Source organism: Streptomyces sp. WMMC1477 (assembly GCF_027460245.1).
Taxonomy (GTDB): Bacteria; Actinomycetota; Actinomycetes; order Streptomycetales; family Streptomycetaceae; genus Streptomyces.
The window spans coordinates 2,277,178-2,301,468 of record NZ_JAPZBD010000003.1; the positions used below are offsets into that span (position 1 = coordinate 2,277,178).

Consider the following 24,291-nt stretch of genomic DNA (forward strand, 5'->3'; position numbering starts at 1 on the left):
AGGCCGCCTCCCCCGGGCGGGGGCGGCGGCTCGTGCTCTCACTCGGTGGCGGGCCCCGGCTTCGCGGCGGCGGTCTTCTTGGCCGCCGACTTCTTCGCCGTGGTCTTCTTGGCCGTCGTCTTCTTGGCGGCCGTCTTCTTCGCCGTGGTCTTCTTCGCCGTCGTCTTCTTGGCGGCCGTCTTCTTCGCCGCCGCCTTCTTCGCCGTCTTCTTGGCCGGGCCCTTGGCGCGCTTCTCGGCGAGCAGCTCGAAGGCGCGCTCGGCGGTGATCGTCTCGACGTCGTCGTCGCGCCGCAGGGTGGCGTTGGTCTCGCCGTCCGTCACGTACGGGCCGAAACGACCGTCCTTGACGACGACCGGGCGGTCGTTGAAGGGGTCGGCGCCCAGCTCCTTCAGCGGGGGCTTGGCGGCGGCCCGGCCGCGCTGCTTCGGCTGTGCGTAGATGGCCTGCGCCTGCTCCAGCGTGATGCTGAAGATCTGGTCCTCGCTCTCCAGCGAGCGCGAGTCCGTGCCCTTCTTCAGGTACGGGCCGTAGCGGCCGTTCTGGGCGGTGACCTCCTGCTCCGACTCCGGGTCCACCCCGACGACGCGGGGCAGGGACAGCAGCCGGAGGGCGTCGTCCAGTGTGACCGTGTCCAGGTCCATCGACTTGAACAGGGACGCCGTGCGCGGCTTGACGGCGTTCTTCCCGGTCTTCGGGGTGCCCTCGGGCAGGACCTCGGTGACGTAGGGGCCGTAGCGGCCCGACTTCGCGACGACCGGGTTGCCGCTGCCCGGGTCGGTGCCCAGCTCCCGCTCGCCGCTGGGCTTGGCGAACAGCTCCTCGGCCAGCGCGACGGTCAGCTCGTCCGGCGGCAGGTCGTCGGGGACGTCGGCCCGCTGGCCCGTCTCGCCCTCGGGACCCGGCTTCTCGACGTACGGGCCGTAGCGGCCGACGCGCAGCACGATGCCCTCGCCGACGGGGAAGGAGGAGACGCCCTTCGCGTCGATGGCGCCCAGGTCGGAGACGAGTTCCTTCAGCCCGCCCAGGTGGTCGCCGTCGCCGTTGCCGGCCTCGGCGGCGCCGCCCGGTGTCTCGCCCTCGCCGTAGTAGAAGCGGCGCAGCCACGGCACGGATTCGGCGTCCCCGCGCGCGATGCGGTCGAGGTCGTCCTCCATCTGCGCGGTGAAGTCGTAGTCGACGAGCCGGCCGAAGTGCTTCTCCAGCAGCCCGACGACGGCGAAGGAGAGGAAGGACGGCACCAGGGCCGTGCCCTTCTTGAAGACGTACCGCCGGTCGAGGATGGTGCTGATGATCGACGCGTACGTCGACGGGCGGCCGATCTCCCGCTCCTCCAGCTCCTTGACCAGCGTGGCCTCGGTGTAGCGGGCGGGCGGCTTGGTCGCGTGGCCGTCGGCGGTGATCTCCCGGACGCCCAGCGCGTCGCCCTCGGCGACCTGCGGCAGCCGGCGCTCACGGTCGTCGAGCTCGGCGTTCGGGTCGTCGGAGCCCTCGACGTAGGCCTTGAGGAAGCCGTGGAAGGTGATGATCTTCCCGGTGGTCGAGAACTCGGCCTCCCGCCCGTCGGCCGCGCGTCCGCCGACCTTGACGGTGACGGACTGGCCCACGGCGTCCTTCATCTGCGAGGCGACGGTCCGCTTCCAGATGAGTTCGTAGAGCTTGAACTGCTCACCGGTGAGGCCCGTCTCGGCGGGGGTGCGGAAGCGGTCGCCGGAGGGGCGGATCGCCTCGTGCGCCTCCTGCGCGTTCTTGACCTTCCCGGCGTACGAGCGCGGCTTGTCCGGCAGGTAGTCCGCGCCGTAGAGCTGGGTGACCTGGGCACGGGCGGCGGTCACGGCCGTCTCGGACAGCGTCGTGCTGTCCGTACGCATATAGGTGATGAAGCCGTTCTCGTACAGGCGCTGCGCCACCTGCATCGTGACCTTGGCGCCCATGCCGAGCTTGCGCGAGGCCTCCTGCTGGAGCGTCGTCGTGCGGAAGGGCGCGTAGGGAGAGCGACGGTAGGGCTTGGAGTCGACCGAGCGGACGGAGAACGCGGCCTCCGCGAGGGCCGCGGCCAGGGAGCGGGCGGCCTGCTCGTCCAGGTGGAGCACCTGGTCGGCGCGCTTGAGCTGTCCGTCGGAGCCGAAGTCGCGGCCCTGGGCGACACGGCGGCCGTCGACGGCGGTCAGCCGGGCACCGAAGGTGTCGGACGCGGTGGTGCCCCCGGCCGAGAAGGTGCCGGTGAGGTCCCAGTACTCGGCGGCGCGGAACGCCATGCGCTCGCGCTCCCGCTCGACCACGAGCCGGGTGGCGACGGACTGCACGCGCCCCGCCGACAGCCGCGGCATGACCTTCTTCCACAGGACGGGCGAGACCTCGTACCCGTAGAGGCGGTCCAGGATGCGGCGGGTCTCCTGGGCGTCGACGAGCTTCTGGTCGAGGTCCCGGGTGTTGTTGACGGCGTCGCGGATGGCGTCCTTGGTGATCTCGTTGAAGACCATGCGGCGCACGGGGACCTTGGGCTTCAGCACCTCCTGGAGGTGCCAGGCGATGGCCTCGCCCTCGCGGTCCTCATCGGTGGCGAGGTAGAGCTCGTCGGACTCGGCCAGCAGCTGCTTGAGCTTCTTGACCTGGTCCTTCTTGTCGCTGTTGACGACATAGAGCGGCTCGAAGTCGTGGTCGACGTCCACCCCGAGACGGGCCCAGGGCTCACCCTTGTACTTGGCCGGCACCTCGGCGGCCCCGTTCGGCAGGTCGCGGATGTGCCCGACGCTCGCCTCGACGACGTAGCCAGGGCCGAGATAGCCCTTGATCGTCTTCGCCTTGGCGGGCGACTCGACGATCACGAGTCGACGACCGCCCGTTGCGGTATCGCTGGTCGGGGACAACTTCTCGCTCTTCTCTCCGGTTGGTGGTCAGCGGGTGCGCTGCGAGGTACTGCGGTGCCGGGGCGGGCCGGCTGACGTCGCACGGGTGCGCTGACCCGGCTCGCCGGCCCGGCGCGACGTCGGCGCGGTGGGATGTCGTGCGCCGCGCTGGTGGGTCGGAGTGTGACCGTACCTCCCGCTCTCCTGTCAAACGGGAAAAGTCAGCAACGCCACTCGAACGGTAACCCGACTAATCACCTCAGTGCGGTTCGACGACGCCCGGGGTGAGGCCGGCCGGGCCGCACCGGGCGGTCGATCGATACGGATACCACCCAGCATGCACGATATGCGCCGGTTACGGCGGCCCGATCGACCACCGTCCGGGCGCTCACTGTCGTGGACACCACACTCTGCGCCACGATGCCGTACCACAGGTGCAACCGCTCTGCGCCAAGGGCACGACCGCGGTTCCGACAACCGGGGGCGGGCTGGCAGTATGGCGACGTCAAGTGCCCACCTCTACGCTCCACCCGGGGGAAGAACGTGTCCGACCCGCAGCAGAATCCTTACAGCCAGCCCGGCCCGCAGCCCGGTCAGCCCGGCCCGTACGGCGCTCCGGGCCAGCCCGGCCAGCCCGGCTACGGCTACCCGCAGGCCCCGCCAGCCCCGGGCGGCGCCGCCCCCGGCCAGTACACCGGTGACCCGAACGCGCCGTACGGCTACGACCCCTACGGCCGTCCGTACTCCGACAAGTCCAAGATCACCGCGGGCCTGCTCACGCTGCTCGTCGGCACCTTCGGTATCGGCCGCTTCTACACCGGCCACATCGGCATCGGCATCGGCCAGCTGCTGACCCTCGGCGGCTGCGGCATCTGGTCGATGATCGACGGCATCATCACGCTGACCAAGAGCGACGCGACGGACGCCCAGGGCCGCATCCTGCGCAGCTGAGCCCCGCCGTGACCGTCTCCGCGCCGCGCACCCGCCGACCTCGCCATCCGGCCGTGGGGCCGCTGGCCGCCCTCGCGGCCGGCGGCGCGGGGGCGGCGTACCTGTACCGCACCGATCCGCACTCCCCCGGGCAGTTCCTCCCCCGCTGCCTCTTCAACTGGGCCACCGGCCTGGACTGCCCCGCCTGCGGCACCACGCGGATGGCGTACGACCTCCTGCACGGGGACGTCGCGGCGGCCTTCGCCGACAACGCGGCCATGCTCGTCCTCGGCGTTCCCGTCGTGGCCTACCTCGGCACCCGCTGGCTCGTCTCGGGCCTGCGCGGACGGCGGTACCGCCCCAAGGTCAGCACCCGTGCCGTCCTTCCCGCGGCGCTGCTGATGGTGACGTGGACGGTGGCCCGCAACCTCGTGGGCTGACGTGAACACCCCGGCGGACGCACACGTCTGACCGGTTTCACCCCGACACCCCGGAATACCCCACCGGGGTTCGTCACGCTTGCATTACGACTCATATTTTCCTGCAACCGGATGAACGGGTCGCGAGTCCAGATCATCGCCACCCCGGACTCTGTCACCCGGGCGGCTGTGACGCTACGGCTTGTCGCGTCCTGTTCAAACCGCTCAAAAGGAGCAACACCCCATGGCAAACGCCGACAACATCGCGCCCAACGGCCAGCCCTACTCCGAGAAGTCGAAGACCACCGCCGGTCTTCTGACCCTCCTTCTGGGCGGCCTGGGCGTCGGCCGGTTCTACACCGGCCACACCGGCATGGCGATCGGCCAGCTGCTGACCGCGGGCGGCTGCGGCATCTGGGCGCTGATCGACGGCATCATGTTCTTCACGAAGGACGACCGCACCGACGCGCAGGGCCGCATCCTGAAGCCGTGAACCGGTCTCGCACCCGCGCCGAGGGCCGGCGACCGTGACGGTCGCCGGCCCTCGGCGTCTGCGCTTCGAACGGCCCCGGCCGGGGCCTCACAGGCTGAGCAGCAGCCAGCAGCCCGTTCCCGCCAGCAACAACCCCGAGGCCGCGGCGATCAACGCGGCACCGGCGGGTGAGACCGGCCCCGACGGCACCGCGACGGGACGCCGCCGGCCCGCCCTGGCCACCGTCCACAACAACAGCGCGGCGCCGAACAGGGCGCAGACGCCACCGACGAATGCCGTGGGTGCACTTTCCATGCCGCCGAGCGTCCCACCGCCGGGCGGCGGCGAACGGAACGCCGGGTGAACGAACACCCGAACGGCCGCCCAACGGAGACCGGCGCCCAGGACCCGGCCGACGCCTTCCGTGGCGAGGACCGACACCTTCCGTGGAGGGGCGCGCACGCCCGTGAGGGACACGCCCGGGAAGGGGCGCGCACGCCCGTGGAGAGGCGACACCCGTGGAGGAGGCGACGCCTTCCCGTGGACGGCGGCGAGCTGCCGCGACGCCGAGCCGGACCTCAGCCCTCCTCGGGCAGCAGGAAGCCCTGCTCCACCAGGAGCCGGATCGCCTCCGGGGTCCGGGAGCGCAGCGCCTCGCGGTCCTCACCGACCAATTGGGCGATGGCGTCCAGGATGCGTCCCGCGGGCAGCGTCCCGTCGCACACCCCCGCGAAGCCGGCGCCCACGGTGTCCACCTGCGAGGCCCGGCGCATGCCCCGGCTCTGACGCAGCACCACATGCTCCGGGTCCTCGGCCCCGGGTGGGCCGATCTGCTCCTGGAGCACCCCCTCGGCCAGCCGGAACCTGGTCTCCAGCAGGGCCGCGTCGTCGTACGTCCGCAGGAAGTCCTGGCGCTCGAAGTGCTCCACGACCGTGCCTCCGAGCGGCTGCTCCACCGGGTGCGCCCACTCCTCGATCGTGACCGCCGGGTCCGCCGCCCCCGAGTTGCGCAGCGTGATCCAGCCGAAGCCGACGCCCTCGGTACCGGAACGCTCGAACTCCTCCAGCCAGGCGTCGTAGCGCGCCGCGTAGCCCGGCCCGTGGTGGTCCCCGGCGTCCCGTAGCCACAGCTCCGCGTACTGCGTGACATCCTGGACCTCCCGCTGCACCACCCAGGCGTCGCACCCGGCCGGGAGCCAGGAGCGCAGCCGGTCCCGCCAGTCCTCCCCCGCGACGTGCTGCCAGTTGGCCAGCATCTGGCAGTAGCCGCCCTCGGCGAGGTGGTCCGCGGCGTTCCGCACGAGGCTCCGGCAGACGTCGTCACCGCGCAGACCGCCCTCGCGGTACACCAGCCGCGCGCCCTCCTGTCCCGGCGGCGTGATGACGAAGGGCGGGTTCGAGACGATGAGGTCGAACGGCTCGTCGTCCGCGACCGGCGCGTAGAGCGAGCCCTGCCGCGCCTCGGGAGCCGGGGCCCCCGACAGCGCCAGCGTCAGCCCGGCACAACGCAGCGCCCGCGGGTTGACGTCCGTCGCGGTGACGTGGGCCGCGTGCTGGGCCGCGTGCAGTGCCTGGACACCGGAGCCCGTCCCCAGGTCCAGCGCCCGCCTGACCGGCGTGCGGACCGTGATGCCCGCCAGCGTCGTCGAAGCCCCGCCGACGCCCAGGACGACGTCCGACGCACGGTCACCGATGCCCCCGGCGCCGCCGACGCCGCAGCCGGCGTCCGAGACGATCCACCAGTCCTGCCCCGCCGGGCCGCTGTACGGGCGCACGTCCACCGAGGCACGCACCTCGTCGCCCTCGGCCGGCAGCAGCCAGCCGGCCTCCAGCGCCGCGGCCAGCGGCAGTGCGGCCCCGGCCTGGGGCCGGGGCACGGACCGCTGGAGCAGGAACAGCCGGACCAGCACCTCCAGCGTGGAGCCGCCGCGGGTCGCGCGCAGCGCGGGAACGGTCTCGTTGCGGGCGAGCGCCGCGTACGACGAGGCGCCCAGCAGCTCCAGCAGGCCGTCCGCGGTGAACTCGGCGGCCAGGAAGGCCTCCCGCAGCCGGCTGGTCGTGCCGCGGTCGTCAGAGGGCAGGGGATGCGTACTCACCGCTCCATTGTGCGGCGTCCGGCCCCGTCGGCGACCGGTGCCCCGTCGGCCCGGCGCGGCACGGGCTCCCCGACCGGGGGACGGCGGCCTCGGCACGGCCGGGCCCCGTCCCCCCGGGGGCGGGTTACGCCTCCCCGGAGGCCTCGGGCGATTCGGGCCGCTGGCAGCCGGGCTGCTCGGCCATCGCCTGGCCCAGCTCGCCGGTCTGGAGCTGGTCCAGCGCCTCGTCACCGCTCGTGCCGAGCTTCTTGAGGTCGTCGGCGATGTCGGCCAGGCCGTCGGCGAACGCGGACTGGTCCTGCGTGTCGAGACCGTCGACCCGCTTCTTGAGGTCCGTGTAGGCGGTGGAGATGTCGTTGAGCTCCTTCACCGCGTTGTCCCGCAGCTCCGCCCCGTCCTCCACCGGAGGGTCGCCGGCCTCGTCCACGGCGTCCGCCAGAGCGCCGTAGGCCTCCGAGAGCTGCTGAAACGCCTGGGAGTCGGCCTTCTGGACCTCCGCCGAGCTCTGGTCCGCCTCGCTGGCCTCGGCGATCGTGGAGTTCGCGTTCTGGATCTTCTCGACCTGCGGCCCGACCTCGCTGCAGACCGCCTCCGCCCACTCCCGCGTCTCGGCGTCGGTGTCGTCGTCACCGCAACCGGTCAGCGTCAGAGCGAGCACCGCGCCGGTGCTGAGCACCAAGGCAAGCTTCTTGTTCACCGGTCGACCCATCCCTTCGTGGCTACCGGGCCGGAAGATACACGTCGAAGGGGCGCCTACGGCGCGCTCGGCGTGCGATTCGTCCACTTCCGGCATTAAAGCAGCCGTTTCGTCCTCCGAAGGGTGGCGGCTCCGGCATGCCGAGGGCGGACGGCGCACCCCGGCACGCCGTCCGCCCTCGACCGGCCCCCGGCGCGGCTACGGGGCCGCCACCGGGTCCACCTGCGGGGCTGACTGACGCTCCGCCACCTCGCCGTCGTCCAGCGAGCCGCCACGCCGCTTGGAGACGTAGACGGAGGAGACGATCACGACCACGGCCAGGACCGCCACCACCGCCCGGGCACCGGCGCTGGCGTCGTCACCGTAGGAGAGCGTCACGATGGCCGGGGCGATCAGCAGGGCCACCAGGTTCATGACCTTGAGCAGCGGGTTGATCGCCGGTCCCGCGGTGTCCTTGAACGGATCGCCCACGGTGTCGCCGATGACCGTCGCCGCGTGCGCCTCGCTGCCCTTGCCACCGTGGTGGCCGTCCTCCACGAGCTTCTTGGCGTTGTCCCAGGCACCGCCGGAGTTGGCCAGGAAGACGGCCATGAGGATGCCGGTGCCGATGGCCCCCGCGAGGAACGACGCGAGCGCGCCGACGCCGAGCGTGAAGCCGACCGCGATCGGCGCCATCACGGCCAGCAGACCGGGCGTCGCCAGCTCGCGCAGGGCGTCCTTCGTGCAGATGTCCACGACCCGGCCGTACTCCGGCTTCTCCGTGTAGTCCATGATCCCCGGGCGCTCGCGGAACTGCCGGCGCACCTCGAAGACCACCGCGCCCGCGGAGCGGGAGACGGCGTTGATCGCGAGACCGGAGAACAGGAAGACGACCGAGGCACCGAGGATGAGGCCGACGAGGTTGTTGGGCTGGGCGATGTCCAGGCTGAGCCCCAACTCGTCCGCCGCCGCGCCGACCTTGGCCGCCTCGGTCTCGAAGGCCTCCCGGTAGGAGCCGAAGAGGGCGGCGGCGGCCAGGACCGCGGTGGCGATGGCGATGCCCTTGGTGATGGCCTTGGTGGTGTTGCCGACCGCGTCCAGGTCGGTGAGGACCTGGGCCCCCGCGCCCTCGACGTCGCCGGACATCTCCGCGATGCCCTGCGCGTTGTCCGAGACGGGGCCGAAGGTGTCCATGGCCACGATGACGCCCACCGTGGTCAGCAGACCGGTCCCGGCGAGGGCCACGGCGAACAGCGCCAGCATGATGGACGTGCCGCCCAGCAGGAACGCGCCGTAGACGCTGAGCCCGATGAGCAGCGCCGTGTAGACGGCGGACTCCAGACCGAGCGAGATGCCGGACAGGACGACGGTGGCCGGGCCGGTCAGGGAGGTCTTGCCGACGTCCTTCACCGGCTTGCGGGTGGTCTCCGTGAAGTAGCCCGTGAGCTGCTGGATGAGCGCGGCCAGCACGATGCCGATGGCCACCGCGACGAGCGCGATGAGCCGCGGGTCGCCGTCGTGCGCGGCGATCTCGCCGTCGCCGACGTTGTCCAGCTCGGCGAAGGTCGCCGGCAGGTAGGCGTAGGCGGCAGCGGCGACGAGCGCCAGGGAGATCACCGCGGAGATGAAGAAGCCGCGGTTGATGGCGGTCATGCCGCTGCGGTCCGTGCGGCGCGGGGAGACGACGAAGACGCCGATCATCGCCGTGATGACCCCGATCGCCGGCACCAGCAGCGGGAAGGCGAGGCCGGCGTCGCCGAAGGCGACGGTGCCCAGGATGAGGCTGGCCACGAGGACGACCGCGTAGGACTCGAAGAGGTCGGCCGCCATGCCCGCGCAGTCACCGACGTTGTCGCCCACGTTGTCCGCGATGGTCGCGGCGTTGCGCGGGTCGTCCTCGGGGATGCCCTGCTCGACCTTGCCCACGAGGTCCGCGCCCACGTCCGCGGCCTTGGTGAAGATGCCGCCGCCGACGCGCATGAACATCGCGATCAGGGCGGCCCCGAGACCGAAACCCTCCAGCACCTTCGGCGCGTCGGCGGCGTAGACGAGCACGACGCACGAGGCACCGAGCAGGCCCAGGCCGACGGTGAACATACCGACGACGCCACCGGTACGGAAAGCGATCTTCATCGCGTTGTGCGAAACCGCGACGAGATCCTTTTCCGCACCCCCGTCGCCGGAACTCGCCTCTCTGGCCGCAGCCGCCACTCGCACGTTACTGCGCACCGCGAGCCACATGCCGATATAGCCGGTGGCCGCCGAGAACAACGCACCGACCAGGAAGAACAGCGAACGGCCGAGGCGCTGGTTCATGTCGTCGGCGGGAAGGAGCATGAGCAGGAAGAACACGACGACGGCGAATACGCCGAGCGTGCGCAACTGCCGCGCGAGATAGGCGTTGGCGCCTTCCTGCACGGCCGCGGCGATCTTCTTCATGCTGTCCGTGCCCTCGCCGGCCGCGAGCACCTGGCGCAGCAGCACCACGGCGACGGCGAGGGCGGCTGCCGCGACGGCGGCGATCACCAGGACCAGGCCGCGGTTGCCGGACGTGAGCACGGCGTCGGCGGCCAGCTGATGATGGTTCTGCAGAGGGGGAAGTTGCCCCGCCATTCGTCCTCCTTGACGTGTGGCGCGAGAGCGCGCCCATGGCGTTTGCGGGAAAGATGTGGCGGATTCTAGGGATCACTGGCGCCGGGAAACAGAGCGCGGTAACGGGAATTCGCCTGCACCAGCGAAGACCGACAGAGACGAAGGCTTGAGAATTCACTCACAAGAAGGAATGCCGAGATATTCCTGACGCCGAGAAAATGATCTGTTTAATGATCTTCTCTTTGGCTTTCCGCAGGGCATACGGAGGGTGCGAGGACGACGGTCCGGGCACAGGTGCGGCCCGCCGCCGGTCCGGGGAGACCACGAGGGCCGGAAACGACGGCGGCGCACAGCCCGCGCCGCGGGTGTGCGCCGTGTCAGGGCAAACGCCGCCGAACGGCGGGAGCCGGGTACGGGTGAACCCCGCAGGCGAGGCGGGGCCCGGGTCGGAGCAGGACGGAGTGGGCCTCGGTGAGCGCCGGATCAGGGCAGGACGGCGTGGGCCGCAGCAGGCACCGCTCAGGGCAGGACGGCGTGGGCCGCGGTGGGCCACGACATGCGGATGAGCCCGCCGTGCTCGTCGGCGGTGACCTCGACGTCGTCCACGAGGCCGCTGATCACCGCGAGCCCCATGTCGCTCTCGGCGTCGGCGGCTTCGGCGCGGGGTGCGGCGCCCTCCGTCTCCCGGGCGCCGGGCACGAGCTGGGCCGGGGCGGTGGGGGCGTCGTCCCCCACCTCGATGGAGAACGACTTCTCGTCCTCGATCAGCGAGACCCGTACGGGCGACTCCAGGCCGCTGCTCTGGTGCAGGCCCACGGCCCGGCTGCACGCCTCACCCACGGCCAGCCGGACCTCGTCGAGCACCGCCTCGTCCACCCCGGCCCGACGGGCGACCGCCGCGGCGACCAGCCGGGCGGTGCGCACATGCTCCGGCAAAGCGCTGAAACGCAGTTCGACGGTGGCCATAGCCATCCCCCTGAAGGTGGTACGAGTGCTTCGCCCAGGGGGCGGGGGCAGCCGGAGCCGACACCCACTCCCCTGGAACGCGGCCCCGGGCGACACCGCCCGAGGCATCGGGTGAAGCCGCGTCAGTCGGTGGCCGAGACGGCCTCGTCGACGGAGCTGTGGATCGGGAACACCTTCGTGAGGCCCGTGATCCGGAAGATCTTCAGGATGCGCTCCTGGTTGCACACCAGACGCAGCGAACCCTCGTGGGCACGGACCCGCTTGAGCCCGCCGACCAGCACACCCAGGCCGGTGGAGTCGAGGAACTCGACCCGTTCCATATCCACGACCAGGTGGAAGTTTCCATCGTTCACCAGTTCCACGAGCTGCTCACGCAGCTTGGGCGCGGTGTACACATCGATCTCGCCGCCAACGTCGACGATCGTGCGATCACCGACAGTCCGGGTCGACAAGGACAGGTCCACGGATCTCCTCCAGCACCTTGCAAGCGAGCGGTCGCCCCCCATGGATCGGCAGCCGCAGGGGCATTCAATCACTTCAGTGCGATGGTGCACGACGCCTTGCCGCCAATGTCCGCCGCGCCGGTGACAGACTCGGTGCTGATGGCCCGACACCCAGGCGACCCACGCCACCCGGACGAAGCCGAGCGCCCCGACAGGCCCGGCGGCCTCGGCGAGCCCGCCGGGCGGCGCCCACACGGCGCGGGAGCCCGGCGGGCGGGCTCCTCACCCCGGTCGGCTCTCGCACTCCTCACCGCCGGGGCCGCACGCTCCGCACGCATCACTCATACGGAGCACCTGCCCGCCCGGCCGGGCCGCCATGCGGACTGGCCTGCCGCGATTCGGCCGGAAGTGATCGCCGCCGTCCGCGCCGCGGGCATCGACCGGCCCTGGGAGCACCAGAGCCAGACGGCCCGGCTCGCCCTGGCGGGCGAATCCGTGGTCGTCGCGACCGGCACGGCCTCGGGCAAGTCGCTCGCCTACGCTGTACCGGTGCTGAGCGCGCTGCTGGACGGCTCCGAGCGGCCCGGCGCGCGTGGCGCCACCGCGCTGTACCTGGCGCCGACCAAGGCCCTCGCCGCGGACCAGCGCCGCGCGGTGGCCGAGCTGGCAGCGCCCCTGGGCACCGCCGTCCGCCCGGCCGTCTACGACGGGGACACCCCGCCCGAGGAACGTGATTGGGTCCGCCAGTACGCCAACTACCTGCTGACCAACCCGGACATGCTCCACCGGGGCATCCTGCCCGGGCACGCCCGCTGGTCCTCCTTCCTGCGCAGCCTGCGCTACGTCGTGGTGGACGAGTGCCACACCTACCGCGGCGTCTTCGGCTCGCACGTCGCCCACGTGCTCAGGCGGCTGCGCCGCGTGGCCGCCCGGTACGGCGCCGAGCCCGCCTTCCTGCTGGCCTCCGCCACTGCGGCGGAACCCGGGCACGCCGCCTCCCGGCTGACCGGACTTCCGGTCGCCGAGATCACCGACGACGCCTCCCCGCGCGGTGACCTGGTCTTCGCCCTGTGGGAACCGCCGCTGACCGAACTGCGCGGCGAGCGCGGCGCGCCGGTGCGGCGTACCGCCACGGCCGAGACGGCGGAGCTGCTGACCGACCTGGCGGCCAACGGCACCCGTACCGTCGCCTTCGTCCGCTCCCGGCGCGGGGCCGAGCTGATCTCCGTGCTGGCCAAGGAGCGGCTGGCCGAGGTGGACAGCTCACTGCCGCGGCGTGTCGCCGCCTACCGGGGCGGCTATCTTCCAGAGGAGCGCCGGGCGCTGGAACGCGCGCTGCACACTGGTGAGCTGCTGGGCCTGGCCGCGACGAACGCGCTCGAACTCGGCATGGACATCTCCGGCCTGGACGCCGTCCTGCTGGCGGGCTATCCGGGCACCCGCGCCTCCCTGTGGCAGCAGGCCGGGCGCGCCGGACGCCGGGGGCAGGGCGCCCTCGCCGTCCTGGTGGCCCGGGACGACCCGCTGGACACCTACCTCGTCCACCACCCCGAGGCGATCTTCACCAAGCCCGTCGAGACGACCGTGCTCGACCCGGACAACCCCTACGTCCTCGCGCCGCACCTGTGCGCCGCGGCCGCCGAGCTGCCGCTGACGCGGGACGACCTCGCCCTGTTCTCCCCCGAGGCCGCCGAGCTGATTCCGCAGCTCGAACAGCGCAGGCTCCTGCGCCGCCGCGGCGGGGCCTGGTACTGGACGAGCCGGCGCCGGGCCGCGGACCTGGCCGACATCCGCGGGCAGGGCGGACGCCCCGTCCAGGTCGTCGAGAGCGGCACCGGACGGCTGCTGGGCACCGTCGACGCCGCGGCGGCTCACACCACCGTCCACGAGGGGGCCGTCCACCTGCACCAGGGGCGCACCTACGTCGTCCGGGAACTGCGCCTGGACGATCCGGACGGCGCCGTGGCGCTGGTCGAGGAGGCCAGCCCGCCCTGGACCACCATGGCCCGGGACACCACCGCGGTCACCGTCCTGGAGACGGACACCGAGGTGCCCTGGGGCGAGGGGCGCCTGTGCTTCGGCTCGGTGGAGGTCACCAACCAGGTCGTCTCGTATCTGCGCCGGAAGCTGATCACCGGTGAGGTGCTGGGCGAGACGAGGCTGGACCTGCCGCCGCGCACCCTGCGCACCCGGGCGGTGTGGTGGACCGTCACGGAGGACCAGCTGGAGACCGCGGACATCTCTCAGGAGCTCCTGGGCGGCGCGCTCCACGCCGCCGAGCACGCGTCGATCGGCATGCTGCCGCTGTTCGCCACCTGCGACCGCTGGGACATCGGCGGCGTCTCCGTACCCCTGCACCCCGACACGCTCCTGCCCACCGTCTTCGTCTACGACGGCCACCCCGGCGGCGCCGGCTTCGCCGAGCGCGCCTTCCACACCGCGCGGGAGTGGCTGACCGCCACCCGGGAGGCCATCGCGGCCTGCGAGTGCGAGAACGGCTGCCCCTCGTGCATCCAGTCCCCCAAGTGCGGCAACGGGAACGACCCCCTGGACAAGCAGGGCGCCGTCCGGCTGCTGACGGAGCTGCTGCGCGCCGCGGGCTGACGTCACGTCACCGCCGACGGGGTGAGCCGGCCCGGCCCGGGCCCTGACCTCGGGCGCGTAGGGGCCCCAGCTGACCGCGGCCGTCAGGTCGGCCACGGTGCCCCGCACCGCGCAGCGCACCACGGTCGCACCCTGTGCGGCGGCCACCCGCCCGGCCGCGGCACAGGCCGGGGCCTCACCGCGGAGGGCGTGATCGGCGGCGGCCAGCGCGGCGAGGTCGGCGGCGGCTCCGGCGCGGTGCCGGGCGGCCACCGCCTGTCCCATGGCGAGCAGACCCGTGAACAGGGCACACAGCAGCGCCGCGCAGGCCACCGCCCACACCGTCGCCGATCCCCGGTCGCCCCCGGCCGCAGCTGCCGGGCCGCCGCGGCCGGGAGGCTCAGCCCGCCTCCACATGGGCCACCGCCTCTCCGTCCACGTCGAGTCCGACCGCCCCAGGGCCGGCCAGGTGTGCCTGGACCCGCACCCGGACGAGGTCACCCTCGCGCCCCACGCTCACCTCGGCGTCCTCCGGGGCGGCCGAGCGGGCGGCGGCCAGCACCGCCTCCGCCGGCTCGGCGCGGGCCGCCGCGCGGGCACCGGCCCGCGCGGCGTCGAGGCATTGGATCTGCGCCGCCCCCGCCATCAGGCCCCAGACGAACAGGGCGGCCAGCAGGGCGAGTGAAGGCACCACCGCCGCCGTCTCGGCCGTGACCTGACCGCGGTCACCGCCGGCCCGCGCCCGGCCTGCCCGGCGGTGACCGGGCCGCGTGTGACCGGCCCGCGTGAAACCGGGCCGGGCGTCAGAAACCCGCATCGAGTGCCCTCTCGACGAGTTGCTGCATCGCCGAGCTGACCGGCTCGCTCGTGACGACCTTGTACAGCACCGCCGCGAAGCCACAGGCGGCGATCGTCCCGACGGCGTACTCGGCTGTGCTCATGCCCCGGTCCCGGTGCGCGCCCCGCAGGGCGCGGCGGATCTCCTGCACCTTCCGCTCCAGCATCGTGTCTCCACTTCTCGCTCGGTCGTGCTTGTCTCGGGTGATCTGTTGGCTCTGCTCGCTCGGGCCGTCGGCTCGGGGCCGCCCGCCCCGTGTTCGCGGATCCGTGGCGGGCTCAGAGCAGGGAGCGGCCCAGCCCGATGACGACGGGGGCCACCCCGGCCAGGAGGAACGCGGGCAGGAAGCACAGCGCCAGGGGCCCGGTGACGAGGACTCCCGCACGCCGTGCCCGGGCCTGGGCCCGGCGCGTCCGCCCCGCGCGGCTCTCCGCGGCCAGTCGTGCGACGGGGGCCACGGCGGGCGCGCCGGAGCTGTGGGCGCGTTCCAGGCAGCGGGCCAGGGCCGCCGCGCCCGGCAGTGCGGCCACCCGGCCCCACGCGGCTTGCGGATCGGCCCCCAGCCGCAGCTCCGCGCAGGCCCGGGCCAGCCGGTGGCCGAGGGGACCGCCGAGGCAGTCCCCCACGGCCCGGGCGGCCTCCAGAGGCGTGGCGCCGGCCGCCAGACAGGCCGCCAGGAGCTCGGCGGCCAGCGGCAACTGCTCGGCCACCGCCCGCTCCCGGGCCTGTTCGGCCGAGCGTCCGGAGCGCTCCGGACGCGTCCGCAGCCATCGCCAGAGGCCGAGGGCGAGGACGACGCCGACGGCCGTTCCGGCCGCTCCTCCCAGGAGCAGGAGGCCGAGGACGCCACCGCCCAGGGACAGGGCGGCGTCGCGCCTGGCCCCCGGTGCCACGGGGGAGGCCCGCGCCCGGTGCCGCCTGCGGGGTGGAGCCGCCCCGGTACCGTCCGGGTCGAGCAGGTCGGTCAGCCGCCGGGCCGCCCCCACCCGGCGCCGGGTGGCCGGGCGGAGGAGGGCGGGGAGGCCCGGCCCGGCGCGGGAGGACGTCGTCCACAGCCCGTGCACGACGTCACCGTCCTTCGGCCGGGGCGGGCCCGGTGGCCGGGAGGGCGGGGCGGGAGGGGCGTGCGCCGGCCGCCCGGACGATCCGTCGCGTCCAGACCAGGCCGGCCGCCTCCAGCAGCATAGCGCCCGCCAGCACGCCCCAGCCGGTCGGTGAGTGCAGCAGGAAGCGCAGCGGCTCGGCGCCCATCGCCGTGCCCAACAGCAGACCGAAGACGGGGAGCAGGGCGAGGGCGACCGCCGTCGTGCGTGGGCCGGCGAGCTGGGCGTCGATCTCCTCGCGCTCGTCGCGTTCCGCGCGCAGGGCGTCGGCCACGCGATCGAGCCCGTCGGCCAGGCCCGCGCCGCCGTCCACCGCGACCTGCCAGCAGGCGGCGACACCGGCCAGCCCCTCGGCACCGGACCGGCCGGACGCCCGCCGCAGGGCCGACGGAACGTCCCCGCCGAAGCGTGCGGCGGCCAGCACGGAGGCCCGGCTCTCGCCGAGGGCCGCACGCCCGGCCTCGGCCGCCTCGGGCAGGGCTGCGTCCGGCTGACGTCCGGCGCGCAGCTCGGCGGAGAGCGCGGTGCACAGCTCTACGACGGCGGCCTCCCGGCGCTGGGCCGCACGGCGCCGCTCCCGGGCGCGCAGCGACCGGCTCGCCAGCGGTACGGCGGCGACCCCGGCCAGGACCGGCAGCGGTGACGCGCCCAGGAGGCCGAGTAGCGCCCCGGCGGGCAGGCAGAGCCATTGCCGCCCGCACCGCGCGGCCGCACCCCGGAGCCGGGCGGCGGCCCGCGCGGCCGTGGAGCTCGGCGAGCCGGGGGGCGCCGCGCCGTCACCGGCCAGCAGGAGCCTCGGACGCCGGTCGCCCGCGCCCCGCCCGCCGGCCAGCCAGACGGCGGCCCCGGCGAGGGCCAGCGCGGCGTAGACGGTGTCCGGCGCTCCGCCAGGCGGCGTCACGACGCACCCCCACCGCGCTCGCACAGCTCCCGCAGCCGGGGCCAGCCCGCGGCCCGGACGAAGCCGTCCTCGGCCCACAGCACGGCGGGCACGGTGTGCACCAGCCCGTCGGCGTGCCGCCGCAGGACGTGGATCTCCGCGAGGCGGCGCTGCCCGGACCGGGTGCGGACGAGGTGGACGACGAGGGAGAGGGCGGCGGCCAACTGGCTGTGCAGCGCCGCGCGGTCGAGCCCGGCCGTCGTGCCCAGGGCCTCCAGGCGGGCGGGCACGTCGGCCGCGGCGTTGGCGTGGACGGTGCCGCAGCCCTCGTGCCCGGTGTTCAACGCGGCCAGCAGGTCGAGTACCTCGCCGCCCCGCACCTCCCCGACCACCAGCCGGTCGGGGCGCATCCGCAGCGCCTGGCGGACGAGATCCCGCAGGCTGACGCTTCCCGCGCCCTCCTGGTTGGCCGGGCGCGTCTCCAGCCGGACCACGTGCGGATGGTCGGGCCGCAGCTCGGCCGAGTCCTCGGCGAGGACGAGGCGCTCGTCGTGGGGGACGAGGCCGAGCAGAGCGCTCAGGAGCGTCGTCTTGCCGGAGCCGGTGCCGCCGGAGACGAGGAAGGACAGGCGGGCGTCGAACACGGCGCGCAGCAGCCCGTCCCCGCCCGGCGGCAGGGTGCCGGCGGCCACCAGCTCGCCGAGCCGGAACGCGCGCGGACGCACGACCCGCAGGGACAGGCAGGGGGCGTCCACGGCGACGGGCGGGAGGACCGCGTGGAGCCGGGTGCCGTCCGGCAGCCGGGCGTCCGCCCATGGCCTGGCGTCGTCGAGCCGCCGCCCGGAGGCGGAGGCGAGCCGCTGGGCCAGCCGCCGCACGGCGGCGGAGTCCGGGAACCGCACGGGCACCCGCTCCAGGCCGCGCCCTCGGTCCACCCAGACCTCGTCCGGGCCGTTGACCAGGACGTCGGTCACCGCGGCATCGGCGAGGAGGGGTTCGAGCGGGCCGCTGCCGACCAGCTCCGAGCGCAGCGCCGCGACGACGCCGAGCACCGCGCTGTCCCCCAGCAGCCGCCCCTGGGCCCGCAGCGCGGCGGCGACCCGGGCGGGGGTCGGTTCGGCTCCGGAGGCCGCGAGCCGCGTGCGCACGGCCTCCACCAGTTCGGGCGACGCCGTCATGCTGCGGCCCCCGCCTGCTCGCGGGCGGCCAGGGCCTGCTCCCAGAAGGCGGAGCAGAAGCGGGCCAACGGCCCGCCCCTGACGGCACCGGGTGGCACGCCCCGCTCGACGGCGCTCCGCAGGCCGTCCTCGGCCGGCAGTTCCCCGGCCAGCGGGAGCCGCAGCAGACGGGCCACCTCGCCGCCGGCCAGCCCGGAGCCGAAGGGGCCGCGGACCACCGCACGCAGATCGTTCAGCGCCGCGGACAGCCGCGCCGCCACCCGGCCGGACGCCGCGACTCCGCGCAGCTCCGCCGGAACGACGAGCAGCCCCAGGTCCACCTGGGCGAGCGCCTCGCACACGGCGCCGTCGCGTTCCGCCCCACGCGGCAGGTCGACGACGACCACGCCGCCCCGGCGCCGGGCCGCGGCGAGCACCGAGCGCATCGCCTCGGCTCCGGCGCCGGGTGCGTCGGCGCGTCCCCAGCTGAGCACGTGGACGCCGTGCAGCCGCGGCAGGGCGTCCTCCAGCGCGACGGCGCCGACCCGGCCCCGGGAACCGGCGAAGGCGGGCCAGCGCAGGCCCTCGGCCGTCTCGCCGCCGAGCAGGACGTCGAGGCCGCCGCCGAGCGGGTCGCCGTCGACCAGCACGGCGCGACGGCCCGAGCGCGCGGCCGTGACGGCCAGGGCACAGGCCAGGGTGGACGCCCCGGCGCCGCCGCGGCCGGCGGTCACGGAGATCGTCAGGGCCTGCTCGGCCGTGCCCTCCGCGGCATCGGCGATCCGGCCGGCCAGCCAGGGTTCGCCCTCGGGCAGGAAGACCACCTGCTCGGCTCCCGCACGGATGCCGCGCTCCCACACCTCGCGCCGCTCCGGATCGCGGCCGACGAGCAGGACACCGGGCCGGCGCGGAGGCACGCCCGCGGCGCCGTGCAGGTGGGCCGCCCGGTCCTCGCCGACGAGCACCAGCGGCGCGGCACGCCAGGCACTTTCGTTCACCGGTGCACCGTGTGCCACCTCCGCCTCGGCTCCGGCCGCCGCGCACAACCGCAGCAGATCGTCCAGGAGGCCCGTGTCCTCGGTGAGGATCAGGATGGGTTCCGTCGTGGTTTCGGCCATCGGGGCCTTCTCCTTCCGGCTTCGCACTCTCACATCCGCGAACGCCGCGGATGCCGTGCGCAATCACTCTGCGGAAGCCGGGAAAATCTCGGGGATCTCGGCCCATATCTGTGGAGAACTCGCCAGTTGTGAATAACTCCGCCACCCGTCTTGGTGACAACCGGAGAGCACGCCGACGACTACGTTCGGTTACGTGTTTGATGGGTGGCGGCCGAGTGGCACCACGACGTACCGAGCGACGGGAGGAACCGTGCGAGAACGCGAAAACCCCTCTGGACATGCGACGACCCCCGCCGGGGGGGGAGAGCGGGGGTCGTCTTCCTCGGTCGACTCGGGGGGGGGGAGGAGTCGAACCGGGTTAGCACGGTCGCGAACGATCCGTGACTTCCATGGTGTACCCGAGAGCCTTCTCAGGCAAACCCACGCGCCCCAGGGTACGCCGAATGGCGGGCCTTATCCTCTGTCTCGTGGATAACGCCTCCCTGCCGCGCACCGCCGCCTTCTTCGACCTGGACAAGACGGTCATTGCGAAGTCGAGCACGCTGACCTTCGGCCGGTCCTTCTACCGGGGTGGCCTGATGAATCGCCGGGCCGTCCTGCGCACCGCGTACTCGCAGTTCATCTTTCTCATCGGTCGCGCCGACCACGACCAGATCGAGCGGATGCGCGAGTACCTGTCGGCACTGTGCCGGGGCTGGAACGTCGAGCAGGTCAAGGAGATCGTCGCCGAGACGCTCCACGACATCATCGATCCCATCATCTACGACGAGGCCGCCTCGCTGATAGAGGAACACCACCTGGCCGGACGGGACGTCGTGATCGTCTCGACGTCGGGCGCCGAGGTGGTCGAACCCATCGGCGAGCTGCTCGGTGCGGACCGGGTGATCGCCACCCGGATGGTCATCGAGGAGGGCCGCTACACCGGCGAGGTGGAGTACTACGCCTACGGGCCGGCCAAGGCGGAGGCGATCACGGAGCTGGCCGCGTCCGAGGGCTACGACCTCTCCCGGTGCTACGCCTACTCCGACTCCGGGACGGACGTGCCCATGCTGGAGACGGTCGGGCATCCGCACGCCGTGAACCCCGACCGCGTGCTGCGGCGGGAGGCGGCCGAGCGGGGCTGGCCAACGCTCACCTTCACCCGGCCCGTGCGGCTCAGGCAGCGGCTTCCCCAGCTCTCCGTGCCGCCCACGCCGGTGCTGGCCGGGGCGGCGGTGGCCGCCGCGGCGGTGACGGCCGGGCTCGTCTGGTACACGCAGCGGCGCCGGCTGCGGGCCTGACCCGCGGACGGTGGCCCGGACCCGGAGTTGCGGCGACACCGCTCCGGGGAGCCGTGCCGCCGCTGGCATGTCCACCGAGTTACCAGTGCGTGCTCAAGTAGCCGCGCAGAGCGGGATCTTTGCCCGGCCTCTGATGCGGTAGGCCCGTAATCGACGGGTCGGCGTCGCGTGGGTGCTCGATCTTCATGCGTCGGTCCGTGGGGCCTTCAGTCTCTCGGTCATCCTTCCCGGATGGCCGTAGGTCTCGCGGGCCGTTAAGTCCTTTGTACCCCGTCACGGGATGAAGCGGAAGCCAGGGCGTGGAACTTTACTTTCCGCTTCAACCACCCATAACGGACGCCGGCAGCCGCGTCAGAGCCTATGCGGCACCGCGCTGCAGCGCCTCGCACACGGCCGTGGACTCGCGGGCGCCCAGCTCGGCGGCCCGGCCGCAGTGGGCGATCCACCCGGCCACGCCCTCGGCCGTGCCGGAGGCGTATCCGTCCAGCGCGGCGCGGTAGGCCTCCGGTCCGGCCTCCACGTGGCCGACCTCGGCCGGGCAGATCGACTTGGGGTCGAGGCCGCTCCCGACGAGCACGACACGCTCGGCGGCCCGGGCGATGAGACCGTTGTGGGAAACGAAGGGGCGCAGCGTCAGCAGTTCGCCGTGCACCACGGCCGCCGTCACGAGGGCGGGGGCCGAGGTTCCGGCCGCGATGAGCTCCGCCAGGCCCTCCAGCCGGGCGGCCACCTCGTCGGCGGCCGGAAGCGGCAGCGTCACGACCGGCTCGTCGACCCGCTCACCCGCGAGCCGGGGGCGGCCGACGGTCTCGTCCGCGCCGGCGCCCCCGGCCGCGACGAGGTGGAGCCTGGCCAGCACGCGCAGGGGCGACTGACGCCAGACCGGAAGCAACTGGCCCGCCTCGGCGGTGACGCGCAGCGCGGCACCGACCGTCCTGGCCTGCGGATCGGCCCCGAAATCCGTGCGTCGACGCACCTCTTCGAGCGCCCAGTCGGCACCGGCGAGGGCGGCGGAGGCGCGGGCACCGCGGAGTACGGCCTCGGAGGTCACCTCCGCGCTGCGGCGGCGCATGACGCGATGCCCGTAGATCCGGTCCACGGCCTTGCGCATCGACTCGACGGACGCGTCGACGCCGGGCAGGGCGCCGAGCGGGGCCAACGGATCAGGCTTCGCACTCATGGGCACGACCCTACGCACCCCCGCCCACCCCCAAGCCCCACGAACGAGTGGTCTTGTTCACTCGATCACCGAATCCGGCCCCGCACCCACCCGCGCACCCTACGCTGATGAACATGAAGATCGCTTTCGTTGGGAAGGGCGGCAGCGGGAAGACGACCCTGTCGTCCCTCTTCGTCCGCCACCTCACCGCCCGCCGGCTCCCCGTCATCGCCGTGGACGCGGACATCAACCAGCACCTCGGCGCGGCCCTGGGTCTCGACGAGGAGGAGGCGGCCGCCCTGCCCGCCATGGGCGCGCACCTCCCCCTCGTGAAGGAGTACCTGCGCGGCACGAACCCCCGCGTCACCGACGTCGCGACCATGATCAAGACGACGCCTCCGGGCGCGGGATCCCGACTGCTCGGCGTCGCCGAGGACAACCCCGTCTACGACGCCTGCGCCCGCGACGTCGCGTTGGACGGCGGCGCCGGCGGTGCCGTGCGGCTGCTGGTCACCGGGCCGTTCACCGAGGCGGACCTCGGAGTGGCCTGCTACCACTCGAAGGTGGGCGCGGTGGAGCTGTGTCTCAACCACCTCGTCGACGGACGGGACGAGTTCGTGGTCGTCGACATGACGGCGGGCTCCGACTCGTTCGCCTCCGGCATGTTCACCCGCTTCGACACGACGTTCCTGGTCGCCGAGCCCACCCGCAAGGGTGTGGCCGTCTACCGCCAGTACCGCGAGTACGCACGGGACTTCGGGGTCGAGCTGAAGGTCGTCGGCAACAAGGTGCAGGGGCCGGACGACCTGGCCTTCCTGCGGGACGCCGTCGGGGAGGACCTCCTCGTCACCGTCGGCCACTCGGAGTGGGTGCGCGCGATGGAGAAGGGCCGGCCGCTGCCGCTGTCCGCCCTGGAGGACGTCAACCGCGAGGCCCTCGACACGCTGTACGAGACGGCGGACGCCGCGTACGAGCGGCGGGACTGGGAGCGCTACACCCGCCAGATGGTGCACTTCCACCTGAAGAACGCGGAGAGCTGGGGCAACGCCCGGACGGGCGCCGACCTCGCGGCCCAGGTCGATCCGGACTTCGTCCTGCGCGAGAGCCTGCGCGCGGGCGCCGCGGAGGCGGCCGCCCAGCCCGTCTGACCCGGGATCAGGGCCCGCTCGCCGCCACCCGCGTCATGGCGCGGGTGACGGCGAGCCCGTCGGACGGCCGAGGGGGCGTCCGGCTCTCAGGACTCGCGCGGCCGTGCGGCGTCCCCGGCCGGCGCGGCGGTCGGCGTCATGAAGTCGCGCCAGCCCCGCGCGGGCTTCTCCCCCACACCGAGCGTCCGCAGCTGCTCCAGGACGGCCGGGTCCTGGGCGTCGAGCCAGTCGACGAGCTGCTCGAAGGAGACGCAGCGCACCTCGTCCCGCCCGCACACGGACGCGATGACGTCCTCGACGGCGTCCATGTAGATGCCGCCGTTCCAGCTGTTGAAGTGGTTGCCGATGATCATCGGGGCCCGGTTGCCCTGGTAGGCGCGCTCGAAGCCCTGCAGCAGCCCCTCGCGCATCTGCTGCTCCCAGTAGGGCCGCTTCGCCGGGTCGCCGTTGACGGTTCCGGACTGGTTGACCATGAAGTTGTAGTCCATGGAGAGGGTCTCGAAGCTACGCCCGGGCATCGGGACGAGCTGCAGCGGCAGGTTCCACAGCCCCTCCTCCCTCCCGGGCCAGACCTGGCGCCCGATGCCGCTGGAGTCGTAGCGGAAGCCGACGTCCCGGGCGGCCTTCAGCAGGTTCTCCCGGCCTTCGAGGCAGGGTGTGCGCCCGCCGATCAGCTCCTGCTCGTAGTCGAACGGCAGCGCCCGCTCCCCGTTCCAGCCCGTCGTCGTCTTCCAGTTCCGGACGAACCACTTGGCCTGCTCGATCTCGCTCTTCCAGTCCGCCGCGGACCAGGTGTCCACCCCGGTCGGGCCGCAGAAGTGCCCGTTGAAGTGGGTGCCGATCTCGCTGCCGTCCTGCCAGGCACCGCGCACCTGCTCCAGCGTCGCCCGGATGTTCTCGTCCTTCAGGTAGCCGATGTCGGAGGCGCCGGGCGAGTGGCCCGGCGGGCGGTAGCGGGCCCGCTCGTCCTCGGGCAGGAGGTAGATGCCGCTGAGGAAGTACGTCATATGGGCGTCGTGCTTCTTGGCGACCTCGCGGAAGTGGGAGAAGAGCTTCTTGCCGTCCTCACCGGCGCCGTCCCAGGAGAAGACGACGAACTGGGGCGGCCGCTCCCCCGGCTTCAGCCGCGCCACCTCCGGCTGGTTCGGCTGCCGCCCGGTGAAGGAGGTGGAGCCGTCGCCGATCATCCGCGGCAGCGACCGCTCCTTCGCCTGGGCGTCCATGCGGCTCATCCCGCCGCCGTCCTGCCCGGCGGTTCCACTGCCGCAGCCCGTAGCCAGCACCGTCATGGCCATCATCGCCGCGGCACCGCCGCAGCGCTTACGCAAGCCCGCCACCATTCGTCCACCTCGCCACTCGACGCCTTCGTGCGCGGGTGTCCGGAGGCGCTGCCGCCCTGCCGTTCCCCTCACACCGTGTACCAAGAAAGTCGCACGATGTGATTTTTAGATCAGTATGACAAACCGATGATCCGGTCCCTTTTCACCCATGAGAAGGAATGCGAGGCCAGGCGACCGCTGGTCGCTTTCGCCGCTCTTTACCTTGCCTTACGCTCCGTTTACCGAATCTTGAGCGTCACCAG

Annotated in this window: 21 protein-coding genes and 1 pseudogene; 6 read left to right on the plus strand and 16 right to left on the minus strand. The window is 73.2% G+C overall.

The genetic code is table 11. From position 1 onward, the window contains the following. Nucleotides 1–38 precede the first annotated feature (38 nt). Nucleotides 39–2,870 (minus strand): type I DNA topoisomerase, encoded by a 2,832-nt coding sequence (topA, locus tag O7609_RS10460; RefSeq protein WP_269734662.1) that lies wholly within the window; start codon nucleotides 2,868–2,870, stop codon nucleotides 39–41. Between the two features lie 522 nt (nucleotides 2,871–3,392). On the opposite strand from topA, the gene O7609_RS10465 reads away from it, so the two are divergent. From O7609_RS10465 to O7609_RS10475, 3 genes are all read left to right on the plus strand, one after another. Beyond that, entirely contained in the window at nucleotides 3,393–3,800 is a 408-nt protein-coding gene (locus O7609_RS10465; protein WP_269743452.1) for a TM2 domain-containing protein, read from the plus strand. 8 nt (nucleotides 3,801–3,808) lie between these two features. Beyond that, nucleotides 3,809–4,219, plus strand: coding sequence for a DUF2752 domain-containing protein (locus O7609_RS10470; RefSeq protein WP_269734664.1), 411 nt, complete (start codon nucleotides 3,809–3,811; stop codon nucleotides 4,217–4,219). 223 nt (nucleotides 4,220–4,442) lie between these two features. After that, nucleotides 4,443–4,691, plus strand: coding sequence for a TM2 domain-containing protein (locus O7609_RS10475; protein ID WP_269734665.1), 249 nt, complete (start codon nucleotides 4,443–4,445; stop codon nucleotides 4,689–4,691). Between the two features lie 87 nt (nucleotides 4,692–4,778). Here the strand turns inward: O7609_RS10475 and O7609_RS10480 are convergent, their stop codons facing one another. From O7609_RS10480 to O7609_RS10505, 6 genes are all read right to left on the minus strand, one after another. Further along, nucleotides 4,779–4,985: a hypothetical protein gene (locus O7609_RS10480; RefSeq protein WP_269734666.1), complete on the minus strand. Its 207-nt coding sequence runs from the start codon at nucleotides 4,983–4,985 to the stop codon at nucleotides 4,779–4,781. A 263-nt stretch (nucleotides 4,986–5,248) separates the two neighbouring features. After that, nucleotides 5,249–6,766 carry a DUF7059 domain-containing protein gene (locus tag O7609_RS10485; RefSeq protein ID WP_269743453.1) on the minus strand — a complete coding sequence of 506 codons (1,518 nt, stop codon included), beginning with the start codon at nucleotides 6,764–6,766 and terminating at the stop codon, nucleotides 5,249–5,251. Between the two features lie 124 nt (nucleotides 6,767–6,890). Continuing rightward, the gene (locus O7609_RS10490) at nucleotides 6,891–7,463 is read right to left on the minus strand and encodes a small secreted protein (RefSeq protein WP_269734668.1); all 573 of its coding nucleotides are present in this window, start codon (nucleotides 7,461–7,463) and stop codon (nucleotides 6,891–6,893) included. Between the two features lie 198 nt (nucleotides 7,464–7,661). Beyond that, the gene (locus O7609_RS10495; RefSeq protein WP_269743454.1) at nucleotides 7,662–10,055 is read right to left on the minus strand and encodes a sodium-translocating pyrophosphatase; all 2,394 of its coding nucleotides are present in this window, start codon (nucleotides 10,053–10,055) and stop codon (nucleotides 7,662–7,664) included. A gap of 498 nt (nucleotides 10,056–10,553) precedes the next feature. Then, on the minus strand, nucleotides 10,554–11,000 hold the full coding sequence (locus tag O7609_RS10500; protein ID WP_269737112.1) for an ATP-binding protein: 447 nt from the start codon (nucleotides 10,998–11,000) through the stop codon (nucleotides 10,554–10,556). Between the two features lie 122 nt (nucleotides 11,001–11,122). Then, a complete protein-coding gene (locus O7609_RS10505) occupies nucleotides 11,123–11,464 on the minus strand; it encodes an STAS domain-containing protein (protein ID WP_219091240.1) in 342 nt (113 codons plus the stop codon). A gap of 81 nt (nucleotides 11,465–11,545) precedes the next feature. On the opposite strand from O7609_RS10505, the gene O7609_RS10510 reads away from it, so the two are divergent. Next, nucleotides 11,546–14,047, plus strand: a complete 2,502-nt coding sequence (locus tag O7609_RS10510; protein WP_269743455.1) for a DEAD/DEAH box helicase — start codon at nucleotides 11,546–11,548, stop codon at nucleotides 14,045–14,047. Nucleotides 14,048–14,134: 87 nt separating this feature from the next. On the opposite strand, the pseudogene O7609_RS10515 reads toward O7609_RS10510, so the two are convergent. The 7 genes and pseudogenes from O7609_RS10515 to ssd all read right to left on the minus strand — a co-directional run. After that, nucleotides 14,135–14,443: pseudogene (locus O7609_RS10515) on the minus strand (Rv3654c family TadE-like protein); the annotation flags it as partial. Further along, nucleotides 14,427–14,717 carry a TadE family type IV pilus minor pilin gene (locus tag O7609_RS10520; protein ID WP_443072093.1) on the minus strand — a complete coding sequence of 97 codons (291 nt, stop codon included), beginning with the start codon at nucleotides 14,715–14,717 and terminating at the stop codon, nucleotides 14,427–14,429. The pseudogene O7609_RS10515 and the gene O7609_RS10520, both read right to left, overlap by 17 nt. Before the next feature lie 112 nt (nucleotides 14,718–14,829). After that, on the minus strand, nucleotides 14,830–15,030 hold the full coding sequence (locus tag O7609_RS10525; protein ID WP_219091238.1) for a DUF4244 domain-containing protein: 201 nt from the start codon (nucleotides 15,028–15,030) through the stop codon (nucleotides 14,830–14,832). A 112-nt stretch (nucleotides 15,031–15,142) separates the two neighbouring features. Beyond that, nucleotides 15,143–15,928: a type II secretion system F family protein gene (locus tag O7609_RS10530; RefSeq protein ID WP_269743456.1), complete on the minus strand. Its 786-nt coding sequence runs from the start codon at nucleotides 15,926–15,928 to the stop codon at nucleotides 15,143–15,145. Between the two features lie 4 nt (nucleotides 15,929–15,932). Continuing rightward, nucleotides 15,933–16,868, minus strand: coding sequence for a type II secretion system F family protein (locus tag O7609_RS10535; protein WP_269743457.1), 936 nt, complete (start codon nucleotides 16,866–16,868; stop codon nucleotides 15,933–15,935). After that, the gene (locus O7609_RS10540) at nucleotides 16,865–18,025 is read right to left on the minus strand and encodes a TadA family conjugal transfer-associated ATPase (protein WP_269743458.1); all 1,161 of its coding nucleotides are present in this window, start codon (nucleotides 18,023–18,025) and stop codon (nucleotides 16,865–16,867) included. The genes O7609_RS10535 and O7609_RS10540 overlap by 4 nt, the downstream gene beginning before the upstream one ends. Next, nucleotides 18,022–19,122, minus strand: coding sequence for a septum site-determining protein Ssd (ssd, locus tag O7609_RS10545; RefSeq protein ID WP_269734675.1), 1,101 nt, complete (start codon nucleotides 19,120–19,122; stop codon nucleotides 18,022–18,024). The genes O7609_RS10540 and ssd overlap by 4 nt, the downstream gene beginning before the upstream one ends. Nucleotides 19,123–19,577: 455 nt before the next feature. On the opposite strand from ssd, the gene O7609_RS10550 reads away from it, so the two are divergent. Next, entirely contained in the window at nucleotides 19,578–20,402 is an 825-nt protein-coding gene (locus tag O7609_RS10550; protein WP_269737113.1) for an HAD family hydrolase, read from the plus strand. A 358-nt stretch (nucleotides 20,403–20,760) separates the two neighbouring features. Here the strand turns inward: O7609_RS10550 and O7609_RS10555 are convergent, their stop codons facing one another. Continuing rightward, the gene (locus O7609_RS10555; protein WP_269734676.1) at nucleotides 20,761–21,582 is read right to left on the minus strand and encodes a Fic family protein; all 822 of its coding nucleotides are present in this window, start codon (nucleotides 21,580–21,582) and stop codon (nucleotides 20,761–20,763) included. A gap of 113 nt (nucleotides 21,583–21,695) precedes the next feature. Here O7609_RS10555 and O7609_RS10560 point away from each other — a divergent pair, with 113 nt between their 5' ends. Further along, the gene (locus O7609_RS10560; RefSeq protein ID WP_269743459.1) at nucleotides 21,696–22,709 is read left to right on the plus strand and encodes an ATP-binding protein; all 1,014 of its coding nucleotides are present in this window, start codon (nucleotides 21,696–21,698) and stop codon (nucleotides 22,707–22,709) included. Nucleotides 22,710–22,795: 86 nt separating this feature from the next. Here the strand turns inward: O7609_RS10560 and O7609_RS10565 are convergent, their stop codons facing one another. After that, nucleotides 22,796–24,049, minus strand: a complete 1,254-nt coding sequence (locus tag O7609_RS10565; RefSeq protein ID WP_269734678.1) for a hypothetical protein — start codon at nucleotides 24,047–24,049, stop codon at nucleotides 22,796–22,798. Between the last annotated feature and the right edge of the window lie 242 nt (nucleotides 24,050–24,291).